Origin of the sequence: Ruania rhizosphaerae, from assembly GCF_009805705.1 — a bacterium.
Taxonomy (GTDB): Bacteria; Actinomycetota; Actinomycetes; order Actinomycetales; family Beutenbergiaceae; genus Ruania; species Ruania rhizosphaerae.
Window position 1 is genome coordinate 56103 of the sequence record NZ_VSMB01000009.1, and the last position, 14562, is coordinate 70664.

Here is a 14562-nt window from a genome sequence, read left to right on the forward strand (position 1 = left end):
TAGGAGGCGACGTATGGTCACGACGCTCCGGGACGTCGCCGATGCGGCCGGCGTTTCGATGGCCACCGTCTCCCGCGCGCTCGCGGGGTCATCGGTCGTCGCAGCCGTGACGCGTGAGCGGGTGCAGCGGCTGGCGCAGGAGCTGGACTACCAGCCGAACCGGGCCGCCCGCCAGCTGGTCACCGGACGCGGGCAGGCGATCGGCCTGGTGGTCCCGGACCTGCAGAACGCCTTCTACGCCTCCGTCGCCACCGGGATGCAGCGGCGCGTCCGGGACGCGGGGCTGAATGCGATGATCGCCGACACGGACGAGGATCCGGAGCGCGAGTTGGAGGTACTCGGGCAACTCGCGATGGTCTGTGACGGCGCCGTGCTCGCCTCCTCCCGCACGAGTGATTCGGCGCTCGCCGAAGTGGCCGGCCGCACGCGGGTGGTGCTGGTCAACCGGGTGCTCGAGGGTGTGCCGGCCGTGGTGGGCGACAACGCCGACGGCATCACCCAGGCACTGCGGCACCTGGCAGCGCTCGGGCACACCAGAATCGGCTACGCCGGTGGGCCGCCCACCTCCTGGTCCGATGCGCGCCGGAGGGAAGGGTTGCGAGCAGCCGAAGCGGCCGGTATCGCCAGTGCGGAAGCCGTCGTGGACCTGGGGGCCTTCCGCCCGGGTTCGGCGGGCGGGATCGACGCCGCCGATCAGGCACTGGCTGCCAGGGTGACGGCGGTGCTCGCCTTCAACGATCAGCTTGCCCTGGGCATCCTGGGTCGCCTCGCCGACCGGGGCGTGCCTGTTCCGGAACGTATGAGCGTGGTCGGATTCGACGACGTCCCGGTGGCGCGCCTGCTCGCGCCGCCGCTGACGACGGTCGCGGTGCCGGCCCTGGAGATGGGGGCAGCGGCGGTGGATCTGCTACTCGCCTCGGCCCCGGAGACGCGGGTGCTGCCGGTGGAGCTTCAGGTGCGGCGCTCCACTGCCGAACCGTGCCCGGCCTGACCCAGCCGGCCGTGCCCGGCCATGCCGAAGTGACACAGATGCGTCGAGCCGCGCACCATCGTGCCGCGTGCGACGCATCCCGGTCGGTCGCGCTAGGGGATGGCCGTCCACCTGGTCGTATGCTGAATGAGTGAGCCCCCCGACTCGCGTACTCATCGTCGACGACCACGAGATCGTCCGCCGCGGCGTGGTGGACGTGATCAACACGGCCGACGACCTGACCGTCGTCGCCGAGGCCTCGACCGTGGCCGAGGCGATCCAGCGCGCCGAGCTCACCCGCCCCGATCTGTTGCTGGTGGACCTGCAGTTGCCCGACGGCACGGGGGTGGACGTCATCGATGGCGTCCGTGCCCTGCTACCCGAGGTGCGTGCCGTCGTGCTCACCTCCTTCGGTGACCCGCAGGCACGGACCGCCGCGAAGACAGCCGGCGCCCATGCCTTCGTGCTCAAATCCGTGCGAGGTGGGCAGATCCTCGATGCGGTCCGTGCCGTCGCAGCCGGGCGCACGCTCTTGCGTGACACCCCGGCCGAACCGCGCGGCGACGATCCGTTCGAGTTGCTCACCCCCACCCAGCGCCGCATCGTCGAGCTCATCGGGGACGGCCTGTCCAACCGGGAGGTCGCCGAGCGGCTCGGCGTCGCGGAGAAGACCGTCAAGAACCACGTCACCTCGCTGCTGGCCACACTCGGTCTGCAGCGACGCACACAGGTGGTCGCGTGGGTCACCGGACGTCGCCGTGACCAGGACCCGCAGTGGCGGCACGCACCGACCTGAGCGCCGATTACGCTCGCACCCATGCACGAACACACCAGTGACATCCCCGGGGCCAGCGTCACCCTCACCGGGGCCGTGACCGACCTGATGCCGCAGGCTCTCTCCGACCTGACCGAACTGGTCTCCTACCGATCGGTGCAGGACCCTGCCGTCGAGGACCCCGAGCAGTGCCGCCTCGCCGCCGAGTGGGTGCGGGAACGCCTCGTCGAGCTCGGCCTGACCGATACGGCACTGGTGCGCACCCCGGACGGAAGCGACGCCGTCATCGGGCACTACGAGGGCCCGCCCGGTGCGCAGCGAGTGCTGCTCTACGCGCACTACGACGTGCAGCCCGCCCCCGCTGAGGGCTGGCGCACCGACCCGTTCACGCTGACGTTCGCCGATGGGCGCTACTACGGCCGCGGGGCCGCTGACTGCAAGGGGAGCGTGGTCAGCCATCTCACGGCGCTGCGGGCTCTGCGTGCGGTGCGCGGGGCCGATCCTGCCGACCCTGATCCCTACCCCGTCTCTCTCACAGTCGTGATCGAGGGATCGGAGGAGCAGGGGACCGCCGGCCTGGAGCAGTACGTGGCCGCGCACCCGGAAGAGTTCGCCGCCGACGTCATCCTCATCCAGGACACCGGCAACGTGAAGGTCGGCCAGCCCACCCTGACCACCGCCCTGCGCGGCATGGTGGACGTGACCGTGCGGGTGGAGTCCCTGGCCGGGCAACTGCACTCCGGTGCCTTCGGTGGTGCCGCCCCGGACGCGCTGGCGGCCCTGATCGCCATGCTCGCCTCGCTGAAGGATGATCGCGGCAACACGACGATCGACGGGCTCGACGCCACCGGCACCTGGCCCGGCGCCCCGTACGACGAGGCCGCCTTCCGGGCCGATGCCGGGATGCTGGAGGGTGCCGAGGTGACCGGCTCGGGAACGGTGGCCGACATGTTGTGGGCGCGCCCCGCCGTCACCGTGCTCGGGATCGATGCCCCCGCCGTGGTGGGTTCGGTGCCGGCCATCCAACCCAGCGCGGCTGCCCGGGTGAGCCTGCGGGTGCCGCCGGGAGTCGACACCGGCGATGCCGCCGAGAAGCTGCAGGCTCACCTGCGTCGCGTCGCCCCGTGGGGTGTGCGGGTGGCCACCGAGCTCGTGGGGCAGGGGTCGGCCTTCGGGGCACGTACCGACACCGAGGCGTTCGCGCTGCTGGAGCAGGCGCTCACGGATGCCTTCGGCACCCCCACGATCACCTCCGGCCAGGGCGGATCCATCCCATTGACGGCGGCCCTCGCCTCCGCGCAACCGGATGCCTCGATCGTGATGCTGGGTCTGAGCGACCCGGCCAGCCAGATGCACGCCGCGAACGAGAGCGTCCACCCCGGCGAGCTGGAGAACATGGCCGCCGCGGTGGCGATGTTCCTGCAGCGCCTGGGCGAGCGGGGCTGACGGCAGCCGCCGTGCGGTGGTCGGGCATCACTGCGGATATAGCTGGGCGTGTGCCGCGGTCCACGTGAGCTGGGCGCCGCGCCGCGGGCCCGGTCCGGCCCCCGCCTGGAGCGAGCACGTCCCCCCGTGCCGGCGGGCGCGCCCGGCGAGGTTCGCGAGACCGGAGCGGCGCGTGACGGCCAGATCTGGCCCCACGCCGTCATCGGCCACGGTGACCACCAGCAACTGAGCCTGCCCGCCCCGGGCGCTGATCGTGACCGTGACGTGCTCGGCGCGGGCGTGACGGGCGGCATTGGCGAGACCCTCACGGACCACGGCGACGACGTCATCGGCCAGATCGTCCTCCACGCGGGCCAGGTCTGCGGTGACCGTGAACCCCACCTGCAGACCCAGCGCGGTGCGGGCGTGCGCGAGTTCCCGTTCCACCCGAGCCTGCAACGGGAGGCGCTCCTCCTCAGTACGGAGCGCGTGCACGATCCGGCGGATCTGGCCCACGGCCTCGTCCACACCGTCCAGCGCCTCCTGCAACTCCTCGGCCTGCGGCTCACCGAGCTGGTCCTGCAGGTGCCCCAGCCGCAGGCCGGTCGCGAACAGTTGCTGGATCGCCAGATCGTGCAGGTCACTCGCGATCCGGCCGCGCTCGGAGAGCAGATCGGCGAGGCTCTCGGCCTGCCGGGCCTGGGAGAGGGTGATCGCCAGCGCCGCCTGCCGGGCGATCGACTCGGCGATAGTGAGCTCGTTCTCGGTGAATTCCACCGCACCGGTGTGCCGCAGCAGGATCAGCACACCGAGACCCTCATCCCCGGCCATCAATGGGGCGTAGAGCGAGGGACCGTACCGACCGAACTGGGGCACTCGCAGGTTCCTGGCCCGGGCGAAGGAGTCGACGATGATGCCGTACCCGTCCCGCAGCACGGTCATCGCGCGTCCGTTCGGGGGCATCGCGATCCCCACCAGATCACCGACCGGGTCCCCGTCGGCGAACTCGATCACCCAGTCCGAGCCGACCCCGGGCAGGACCAGCACAGCCGTGTCGGCCTTGGCCACCTGGCGGACCCGGCGGGCGATGAGCGCGAGGGCGTCCTCGATCTCGGTGCCGGACAGGAGGGTGGTGGTGATCTCCTGCCCGACGGCGAGCCACCGTTCCCGCGTCCGTGCCGCCTCGTAGAGGCGTGCGTTCTGCACGGCGACCCCTGCGGCAGTGGCGAGCAGGTGCACACCGGCAGCGTCGTCGTCGGCGAACGGCTCGGACTTCCCGGCCACGTAGAGGCGGCCGTAGACCTGCCCACGCACCCGTACCTGCACCCCGAGGAAGCGGGCCGTGCGGGGGTGACCGGGGGGCAGATCCGCGAACCGCGGGTGGTCGACGAGATCGTCCAGCAGCAGCGGCTCGGTACCGATGGCCTCCAGCACCTCCACCCCGTGCGGGTGCGTGAGGAGTGCTTGCACGTGCGGCGCGTCACCGGTCTCGATGTGGGTCTCGACGTCCGCGGCGGCGTCGAGCACACCGATCGCCGCGTACGGGGCACCGGTGAGGTCGGCCGCAGCCTCGACGACGTTGCGGAGCACCTCCTCCAGCTCCAGGTGCGAGGTGACCGCGAGCATCGCCTGCAGCATCTCGGCGGGAGCGGGTCTCATCGGTCCAGTCTCGCCGACTCGTCCAGGCGGAGCACCTCATCCGCAGCGTCGATCCCTCGCTCGTCGTGGGTGATCAGCAGGATCCCGCGCTCGCGTCCGAGGGTGAGGATGTCCTGCTGCAGCGCCAGGGCGGTATCGGCGTCGAGGTGTTCGGTCGGTTCGTCCAGGATCAGCAGTGGGGCGGGGGAGCACAGTGCGCGTGCCAGCAGCAGCCGGCGGCGCTCGCCGCCGGAGAGTGTCTCGGCGCTGACGAGCGTGTCGAGGCCCTCGGGCAGGGCGGCAACCAGGCCGTTGAGTCCGACCCGCTCCAGCACGCGGTGGGCCTCCTCTACGTCTACGTCTCCGCGTGCCACGCGCAGATTCTCCAGCACCGTGGTGGAGAACAGGTGGGCATCCTCGGGGGTGAAAGAGACGGCGTCCGTGGGGGTGCGGCCGCCGCGGATCTCCAACTTGCCGCCGATCGGTTCGATGAGACCTGCCAGGGTGAGGGCCGTCGTGGTCTTCCCCGATCCGCTGGGGCCGAGGAGCACGACGGCGCGACCCGGTTCCAACTGAAGATCGATCCCGCTGACCACCGTGTGACCTGGCCAGCCGCACGCGAGACCCCGCGCGAGGACCTTCGCATCGTGTGTTGCCGCGTTCTGTCGCTTCGACCGCACGCGAGGCGACGATTCGGGGCAACGCTCGGGGCCGGCGGCGTGCAACAACGCCCGGATCCGGCGAGCTGCCGAGGCTGACCGGGTCACCTGCACGGCGGCGGCAGGCAGCGCTGCTGTCGCCTCGAAAGCCGCCATGGGGGTGAGCACCACCACGGCCAGCTCCACCGGCGTGAGGGTGCCCGCCGTCATGGCCGGGATGCCGATCACCAGCGCCGCAACGGTGGCGATGCCCGACGTCAGCACGCCGATCCCGTGTGCGAGGGCAGCGGGGCCCGCGGCGCGATCCCGGGCTCCCCGCAGGCCGGACTCCGCCTCGGCGAGTGCGGTCCGAGCGCGCGGCATCCCACCCTGGACCCGCAGCTCGGTGGCGCCGTCGAGGATGGTGGTGGTCGCAACCGAGACGTCCCGGCGGTGCTCCATCGCATCGACCTCTGCCACACGCGCCGCTCGGGCCGCGAGGACCGGTCCGAGCACCCCGGCGATCAGCAGGGTGAGGGCGAGCACCGCGCCGATGGCAGGCGAGAACGCACCCACCAGGATCACGCTGCCGGTCGAGACCACGGCGGCCACAGCGGCCGGCAGGAGGCCGCGGACCACCACATCACCCACGGCGTCGGCATCCGCGCCGATCCGCGAGAGCAGGTCCCCGCGCCGCAGACCCAGGGTCGCCTCGGGGCGACCCACGGCGAGAGTCCGGTAGAGCCGCTCGCGCAACGTGGCGACTCCCCGCAGCGCGACATCGTGTGAGGCCAGCCGGTCCAGGTAGCGGAACAATCCGCGCGAGATCCCCAGCGCGCGGACGGTGACCACTGCGACGGTCAGGTCGAGGACGTGTGGCATCTGGCTCGCTCGGGCGATCAGCCACGCCGAGACGGCTGCGAGCCCGACAGCCGCGGAGAGGGTCAGCGACCCCCATGCCACCGCTACCAGCGCGCGCCGGCGGGAGACGTCCAAGAGCGGAAGAATCGCCCGGACCGCGCGCAGGTCGGAGAGCAGGCCGCCCGATCGAGCGCCGCCTGCCGACCGGCCCCCTCTTCCCGGCCGGCCCCCTCCACGGGCCGAAAGATCGGCCCCTTCTCGGGATTCACCCTGACTTTCGGGCCCCTGAAGCACGTCGGCGGGCCGGGTCGGCTCGACCGGACTGCCGGAACGTGTCTCGGCGCTCACGCGACACGCTCCCCGGCCCGCACCGCGATCACCGCATCGCACGCCTCGATCAACTCCGGCCGGTGGGCCACCACGACCACCACCCGGCCCGCCGTGGCCGCCCGGCGGAGGACCTCGATCAGGTGCTCCTGGGCGAGGCCGTCCAGGTGCGCCGTCGGCTCATCGAGGGCGAGGACCGGCGCCGGGGCGAGCAGGGCGCGCGTGAGCGCCAGCCGCTGACGCTGCCCGAGGGAGAGGCCCCAGCCGCCCTGTCCGATCCGGGTCTGCCACCCCTGCGGTAGCGACGCGATGACTTCCGACCAGCCGGTGGCGCTCGCCGCTTCGGCCAGCCGCGAATCGTCGGCGGGCCGCGTCACTCCCAGGTAGTCGGCGACCGTTCCCGGTTCGATCACCGGTCGCTGCGGCACCCACGCCACCTGCTGCCACCACTGCTCAGGTGAGAGGGACGCAACGGAGGTGACGCCGTCGGGAGCCTCCACGAGAACCTCGCCCTCGTCCGGGGTGAGGGCCCCGACCAGGGTGAGCATCGCCGTCGACTTCCCTGCACCGTTCGGGCCGGTCAGGCCCGTGACCTGCCCCGCCACGGCGCGCCCGGTCAGGTCACGCGGTGCGGCGTAGGCGCGATCGTCTGCCCCCACCGTGACGGCGTTCCACCGGATCGCGTGGACAGTCTCGGGTGCGTGGCCGGTCCCGTCGGGGGGCGGCTCGGTGTCGAGGACCGCGTGTACCCGTTCCGCGGCCGCGATGCCGTCGGCCGAGGCGTGGAAGTGGGCGCCCACCTGCCGGATCGGCAGCAGCGCCTCCGGTGCGAGGATCAGCACCGCCAGACCAGCCTCCAGACTCACCGAACCGGTCACGAGCCGCAGCCCCACCCCGACGGCGACGGCCGCGACGATCAGGCTGGCGAACAGCTCCAGCACCGCGGAGGAGGCGAAGGCCACCCGCAACGTGGCCATGGTGCTGCGACGAGAGGCCTGAGCCAGTGAGCGGACGCGCTCCGCGGGCCCGAGTGCCCGCCCGAACGCCTGCAGCGTGGGCAGGCCCGCCAACAGGTCCAGCAGCTGGGCGCCGAGGCGCTCGGACTCCTCGAGGCGACGGCGCGCGAAGGTTTGGGTGACCACACCGATCAGCCACATGAACACCGGAATCACCGGAAGCAGTGCCACCACGGTCACCGCCGCGGTGAGATCGAGAGTCGCCATGAGGATCAGGACCGCGGGAGTGAGGATCGCCGCCAGCAACAGTTGCGGCAGGTACCGCACGAAGTACGGTTCCAGATCGTCCAGGCCGCGGGTGAGGGTGGTCCGCACCTCGCTGCCGTGGCGGGCCAGCCAGCGGGGTCCGAGCGTCGCGGCGTGGTTGAGCGCCTGGGCGCGCAGTTCGGCGATCACCCGGGTGGCGCTACGGTGGGCGAACCGTTCCGTGGCCGCGGCCAGCACCGCCCGCAGCACGACCAAGCCCGCCACGGCCGCTACTGCCGGTGCGACGTCCGCCCAGGTGGCGTCACCGTCGATCACCGGTGCCAACGACCGGGCCAGCAGCACCGCCGTCGCCAGCACGCACGCGGTGGTCGCCACCGTGAGCCCGGCCGTCAGCAGCATGTACCCACGCGCGGCGCGCGCCCGGGTCAGCAGCCGAGGGTCGAAGGGCTTCATCGACGGGACGCATCATCTGCCCGGGCGGGCAGGCCGGTGTGCGGGGGAATGACCTCGGCTGTGAGGCGCTTGCGGAACACCCAGTACGTCCACGCCTGGTAGCCGATCACCAGCGGGGTCAGGAAGGCCGCCACCCAGGTCATGATCGTCAGCGTGTAGGAGGTGGACGAGGCGTTCGCGATCGTCAGGGAGTTCGCCGGGTCGTTGATCGCCGGCATCACGTTCGGGAAGAGCGAACCGAACAGCAGTGCGACGGCCGCGGCGATCACCAGCACGCTGGCCCCGAAGGCCCACCCCTCCCGGCGTGCCCGGGTGGTCACGATCACGGCGACCAGTCCAGCGGCTGCGAGGCCGACAGCGGCCCAGGTCCACGTGTGCGCGGAGTGGCTGAGCTGAGTCCAGACCGCGAACGTTCCCGCGACCAGCGTGGTCGGCACGGCCAGCACGGCGGCGGCGCGTCCGGCGCGCTCGCGCATGGGGCCGGCCGTCTTGAGTGCGAGGAAGATCGCGCCGTGGGTCGCGAAGAGCGTCGCGGTGGTCGCGGCGCCGAGCAGGGCGTAGGGGGAGAGGAGGTCCAGCACGGAGCTCGTCATCTGATGGTCAGGCGTCAGCTCGACCCCGCGCACCAGGTTCGCCAGCGCGAGCCCCCAGCCGACGGCCGGGATCCACGACCCGAGGGTGATCGCCCAGTCCCAGCGTGCCCGCCAGACCGGGTCATCGATCTTCCCGCGGAACTCGAACGCCACCCCGCGCACGATCAGTGCGATCAGAATGAGCAGCAGGGGGAGGTAGAAGCCGGAGAACATCGTGGCGTACCACTCGGGGAAGGCAGCGAACATGGCGCCTCCGGCCACGAGCACCCACACCTCGTTCCCGTCCCACACCGGTCCGATGGTGTTGATGACGAGCCGGCGGTCGGTGTCGTTGCGGCTCAATGGGCGCATCAGCATCCCGACGCCGAAGTCGAAACCTTCGAGCACCAGGTAGCCGAGCCAGAGCACGGCGATGAGCAGGAACCAGAGCTGGGGGAGATCCATCGGAGGTGTCCTCAGTAGGCGAAGGAGAGGGGCGTGTTTGTGCTGCCGGTGTCGTCGGCATCACCGCTGCCGCCAGAATCATCAGGCCCATCGGCGTCTGCGGCGGTCGGGGGCGACGTCGCGGCGACGCCCGCCGCGGCATAGCGGCGCATGAGGCGGAACCACACCACGGCCAGCACCCCGTAGATCGCGGTGAACGCGGCCATCGAGGCGATCACTTCCCCGGCCACCACTGATTCGGAGACCCCGTCGGCGGTCAGCAGCCGGATGGCGTCGACCCCGTTGGGATCGGGATTGGGGACGACCACCCAGGGTTGGCGCCCCGTCTCGGTGAAGATCCAGCCGAAGGAGGCAGCCACGAAGGGCATCGGCAGCGCGAGCAGGCACAGCCGCGCGAACCACGGGTTCTCGGTGACACGCCCCTTGCGCAGCAGCCACAGCCCGGCGAGGGCCAGGGCGGCGCTGAAGGCGGCGAAGCCGATCATGAACCGGAAGGACCAGTAGGTGAGGGCGAGATTGGGCTGGTAGTCCACACCCTCGCCGTACGCCTCCTCGTACTCGGTCTGCAGGTCCTGCACGCCCGGGAGGTAGCCGTCGAAGTCTCCCGTGCCGAGGAAGCTGGTCAGGCCGGGGACGGTGAGTACGTGGTGGACACCCTCGCAGGAGTTCGACAGGTCCCCGATGGTCAGGATCGAGAAGGCGGCACCGCTCTCACCCTCGCAGAGAGCTTCGGCGGCGGACATCTTCATCGGCTGCTGCTCGTACATCAGCTTCGCCTGCCAGTCACCGCTGGCTGCCACCCCGACTCCGGAGAGCAGGATCGTGACCATCCCGAGGATCGCGGCAGGCCGGTAGATCTCACGGGCACTCTGGTGATCCCCGCCGCGTACCGACTTCACGATCCACCAGCCGGCCACCCCGGCCACGAATGTCCCCGCCACGAGGAAGGAGGTGGCGATCGTGTGGGCGTAGGCGGCGAGAAGGGTGTTGTTGGTGAGGACGGCCCCGAAGTCGGTCATCTCGGCGCGACCGGTGACGTCGTTGTAGATCGCACCGACCGGGTGCTGCATCCACGAGTTCGCCGCCAGGATGAAGAACGCAGAGGCATTGCTGCCGGCTGCGACGATCCAGATGCACGCCAGGTGCACCTTCTTGGGTAGGCGGTCCCAGCCGAAGATCCACAGTCCGATGAAGGTGGACTCGAGGAAGAACGCGGCCAGCCCCTCGATCGCCAGCGGTGCGCCGAAGACGTCGCCCACGAACCGGGAGTACTCGCTCCAGTTCATCCCGAACTGGAACTCCTGGACGATTCCGGTGACCACACCCAGCGCCAGATTGATCAGCAGCAGCTTGCCGAAGAACTTCGTCAGCTTCAGCCACCGCTCACTGCCGGTGCGAACCCAGACTGTCTGCATGATCGCCACCAGTGGCGCCAGACCGATCGTGAGGGGGACGAAGATGAAGTGGTAGACGGTGACGATGGCGAACTGCCACCGCGCCAGGTCCAGAGTGTCCACGAGCGCTGCGTCCTCCTCGGTGTCGGTGCGTTCACGGTAGGCGCGGCCGTGGCCGGCGATCCGGGACGAAGGTCCCTGCTGTGGGTGTGCCGTCACGGGTCTTGACGGCGGCAGTGTGCGATACTTCTGCGTGGTGACCGGCTCGTTCCATACCTGCCGGGAGCCCGGTGACATCAGCACAGGTAGTTGGGGTCATGGGACACGCGCCGCCTCTGGCGGCTGGCGCGGCTCAGGACCGACCACCCGAGGACGCCCCCATGGCGTTGGATGCCACTGGCAGACGGTCAGCGCGAACACCATCGCGAGGCTCGAGCACCCAGGACTTTTTTCGAGGTGGCCACCAGGTCACCACCGAGCAGCCCCGGGCACCAGGTGGGTATGGCTGGCGCCCGCGGCCAGGGAACCCACCCGTGTCAGACGAACAGCAGAACACACCCGAAACCGCTCAGACTCAGCCGCGTACGCGCCGGTCCCGGCGAGCCACCGCACCGGCGATGACGCCGGACGTCGCCACCGAGACCGCCCCCGTCACGGATCCGCAGACCGCGGAGAACGTCGCCGACACCGCCGCAGAGGCTCCTTCACAGCCCGACGCCGAGGCCGCACCCGAGCAGGAGAGCCCGCCGGCGCGCAAGCCCAGGGCGAAGCGCTCGCCTCGTCGCAAGACCACGTCCGGCTCGGTTGACTCGGTTGACTCGGCCGACCAGACCGTCACGGACAGCGACTCAGGCGGCTCAGGCGACTCCGCGCCCACCGGCGAGAGTTCCGCTGCCGTTGCGGACGTGTCGTCGCCCAGCGCCGGCGCGGAGGCTAAGAAGGTCGAGGAGCCAAGTGCTCCCGACGACGCAGCCTCAGCCGAGGGCACACAGTCGCCTGCCGAGGAGGACAAGCCCGCGCGCAAGCGCCGCAGTGGCGGCCGCCGTGCGGTCTCGACCGGTGGCACACCGCAGCCGGTGCTGGACGTCTTTGCCGCATTCGGTGTCACCGCAGACGAGGAGGGCGAAGCCGACGAACAGGCGAGTAACCCTCAGATCGATCTCGACCTGCCCGAGCGGGAGACGACGGGCAGGGATGAGGACGAGGCCGTCGTCCACGAGGCACAGGACGACGAGGAGGAGAGTGAGCCCGAGGAGGCCGCCTCCTCCGACGACGACTCTCCCCGCCTGCCGGCGACCGCGCTGCTCTTCCAGGCTCCGGACCCGTCCCGCGGTCGCCGTCGCAGGAAGGCGACCAGCGATGCGGGAGCTCCGAAGGTGCACAGCGCGCCTGATGGCGACGCTGACGACACGGACAAGAGCGCCGGCGACAACACGGCCGACAGCGAGTCCGCCGAGGGCGGGCAGCAGGACGAGGCGTCCTCCGACGAGCAGACTGGCGGCGGTGGCAAGCGCCGTCGGCGCCGCGGGGGCCGTGGCCGCCGTAAGTCCGGGGGTGGCCAGGACCAGGACGATCAGGACCAGTCCGGCCAGAAGGACGACGCCGACGAGGGATCCGACTCCGGCAGGAGCGGTTCGGGGGAGTCGTCCAAGGGTTCGAAGAAGAAGTCCGGGAAGGGCAAGGGCGGCTCCAAGGACTCCAAGGACACCGACGAGGCGGACCAGGACTCCGACGCCGACTCCTCCTCGGACTCGGGTGAGGACGGCGCGGGTGAGCAGGAGGGCTCGGGTTCGTCCCGCCGTCGTCGGCGCCGTCGCAGCCGCGGATCGCGTAGCGGCAACGGAGAGGAAACCTCGGCCAAGGACGAGGTGACTGCACTCAAGGGTTCCACGCGGCTCGAGGCCAAGCGTCAGCGCCGCCGGGAGGGCCGGGATTCCGGCCGTCGGCGTTCGATCATCACCGAGGCGGAGTTCCTCGCGCGTCGTGAGTCGGTCGAGCGCTCGATGGTGGTGCGTGAACGTGATGGCCGCACGCAGATTGCGGTGCTTGAGGACGATGTGCTGGTCGAGCACTACGTGGCCCGCAAGACCCAGAGCTCGATGGTCGGCAACGTCTACCTGGGCCGCGTGCAGAACGTGCTTCCGTCGATGGAGGCCGCCTTCGTCGACCTCGGCAAGGGGCGTAACGCCGTCCTGTACGCCGGTGAGGTGAACTGGGACGCGGCGGGCCTGGAGGGACAGCCTCGCCGTATCGAGCAGGCGCTCTCCTCCGGAGACTCCGTCCTGGTTCAGGTGACCAAGGACCCGATCGGGCACAAGGGCGCACGCCTGACGGCGCAGGTCACCCTCGCGGGCCGGTACCTGGTGCTCGTGCCGTCCGGCTCGATGACCGGCATCTCCCGCAAGCTGCCCGACACCGAGCGCCAGCGGCTGAAGAAGCTCCTCAAGGAGATCGTGCCCGAGGGGCAGGGCGTCATCGTGCGCACGGCCGCCGAGGGCGCGAGTGAGGAGGCGCTGCGCCGCGACGTCGAACGTCTCACCAAGCAGTGGGACGACATCCAGACCAAGGTCGGCCGTAAGTCCATCAGCGCCCCGGTGCTCCTCAAGGGTGAGCCGGAGCTCTCCACCCGGGTGGTCCGGGACGTCTTCAACGAGGACTTCAAGCAGCTCGTCGTCGCCGGCGACGAGGCGTGGAAGACGATCTCCGACTACGTCGGTACCGTCGCACCGGACCTGAGCGAACGCCTCAGCCACTGGACCTCCTCCAAGGACGTCTTCGCCGAGTACCGGATCGACGAACAGCTCGCCAAGGGTATGGACCGCAAGGTCTGGCTGCCCTCCGGTGGGTCGCTCGTGATCGACCGGACCGAGGCGATGACGGTGGTCGACGTCAACACCGGGAAGTTCACCGGATCCGGCGGCACGCTGGAGGAGACCGTCACCAAGAACAACCTGGAGGCGGCCGAGGAGATCGTGCGCCAGCTGCGGCTGCGCGACATCGGCGGCATCATCGTCGTGGACTTCATCGACATGGTGCTCGAAGCCAACCGGGACCTGGTGATGCGACGCCTCGTGGAGTGCCTGGGCCGGGACCGGACCCGCCACCAGGTGGCCGAGGTGACCTCGCTGGGTCTGGTGCAGATGACCCGCAAGCGTGTTGGCCAGGGTCTGGTCGAGGCGTTCAGTGAGACCTGTGAGCACTGCAACGGACGCGGTTTCCTCGTGCACTCCGAGCCGGTGGAGTCTTCTGGCGGCGGCGGTGGTGGTAAGGGCAACGGGAACGGCAATGGTGGCGGCTCCTCCGAGTCGTCTTCGCGGCCTTCCCGACGGCGTAAGGGCCGTTCCGAGAAGGCCTCGCCCGAGCCTGAGATCGACCCGGAGAAGCAGGCTCAGGTGCGTGCCACCCTCGCCACGATCGCGGCCGCGGCCGCGCACGCCCATGAGCACGAGCAGCATCAGGAGGAGGACAGCAACGCCGGCACGCCCTCGGCTCCGGTCGCTGCCGACTCGGATGCGTCTGACTCGGATGCGTCCGGCACGGAGTCGGGTGAGGCTACGGAGTCCGGCGAGTCGGCAGTTCCGAAAGGGGACGATGCCGAGTCTGCAGCTCCGAAAGGAGATGGTGCAGAGTCCGCAGCTCCGAAAGGAGACGACGCCGAGTCCGCAGCACCCCAAGGGGACGACGCTGGGACGGGCACTGCGCAGGTGGATGCCGTGGACCCGCCAAACGCGGAAGCAGTAGCCGAGCCGGCGCAGCCCGTGAGCCATGCCGAGGCTCTCGTGGAGCCCGTGCCCTCGGTCGAGGAGAAGCCCGCGCAGTAG

9 protein-coding genes are annotated in these 14562 nt (G+C 70.7%); 4 read left to right on the top strand and 5 right to left on the bottom strand.

The features are described 5' to 3' along the window. The first annotated feature begins 13 nt into the window (after positions 1–13). The 3 genes from FV560_RS13145 to FV560_RS13155 all read left to right on the top strand — a co-directional run bounded on the left by FV560_RS13145 (position 14) and on the right by FV560_RS13155 (position 3191). Positions 14–991, top strand: coding sequence for a LacI family DNA-binding transcriptional regulator (locus tag FV560_RS13145; RefSeq protein WP_159622008.1), 978 nt, complete (start codon positions 14–16; stop codon positions 989–991). Positions 992–1121: 130 nt separating this feature from the next. Then, positions 1122–1766 (top strand): response regulator, encoded by a 645-nt coding sequence (locus FV560_RS13150; RefSeq protein WP_159622009.1) that lies wholly within the window; start codon positions 1122–1124, stop codon positions 1764–1766. A 21-nt stretch (positions 1767–1787) separates the two neighbouring features. After that, positions 1788–3191: a dipeptidase gene (locus FV560_RS13155; RefSeq protein ID WP_159622010.1), complete on the top strand. Its 1404-nt coding sequence runs from the start codon at positions 1788–1790 to the stop codon at positions 3189–3191. A gap of 27 nt (positions 3192–3218) precedes the next feature. Here the strand turns inward: FV560_RS13155 and FV560_RS13160 are convergent, their stop codons facing one another. From FV560_RS13160 to FV560_RS13180, 5 genes are all read right to left on the bottom strand, one after another. Continuing rightward, positions 3219–4829 carry a GAF domain-containing sensor histidine kinase gene (locus tag FV560_RS13160; protein ID WP_159622011.1) on the bottom strand — a complete coding sequence of 537 codons (1611 nt, stop codon included), beginning with the start codon at positions 4827–4829 and terminating at the stop codon, positions 3219–3221. Next, entirely contained in the window at positions 4826–6484 is a 1659-nt protein-coding gene (cydC, locus tag FV560_RS13165) for a thiol reductant ABC exporter subunit CydC (protein WP_420853375.1), read from the bottom strand. The genes FV560_RS13160 and cydC overlap by 4 nt, the downstream gene beginning before the upstream one ends. 167 nt (positions 6485–6651) lie before the next feature. Continuing rightward, the gene (gene cydD, locus FV560_RS13170) at positions 6652–8310 is read right to left on the bottom strand and encodes a thiol reductant ABC exporter subunit CydD (RefSeq protein WP_159622012.1); all 1659 of its coding nucleotides are present in this window, start codon (positions 8308–8310) and stop codon (positions 6652–6654) included. Next, positions 8307–9347 carry a cytochrome d ubiquinol oxidase subunit II gene (cydB, locus tag FV560_RS13175; RefSeq protein ID WP_159622013.1) on the bottom strand — a complete coding sequence of 347 codons (1041 nt, stop codon included), beginning with the start codon at positions 9345–9347 and terminating at the stop codon, positions 8307–8309. Before cydB ends, cydD begins: the two co-directional genes overlap by 4 nt. A gap of 11 nt (positions 9348–9358) precedes the next feature. Next, positions 9359–10864, bottom strand: coding sequence for a cytochrome ubiquinol oxidase subunit I (locus FV560_RS13180; protein ID WP_159622124.1), 1506 nt, complete (start codon positions 10862–10864; stop codon positions 9359–9361). A 410-nt stretch (positions 10865–11274) separates the two neighbouring features. Here FV560_RS13180 and FV560_RS13185 point away from each other — a divergent pair, with 410 nt between their 5' ends. Next, positions 11275–14562 (top strand): Rne/Rng family ribonuclease, encoded by a 3288-nt coding sequence (locus FV560_RS13185; protein WP_235020117.1) that lies wholly within the window; start codon positions 11275–11277, stop codon positions 14560–14562.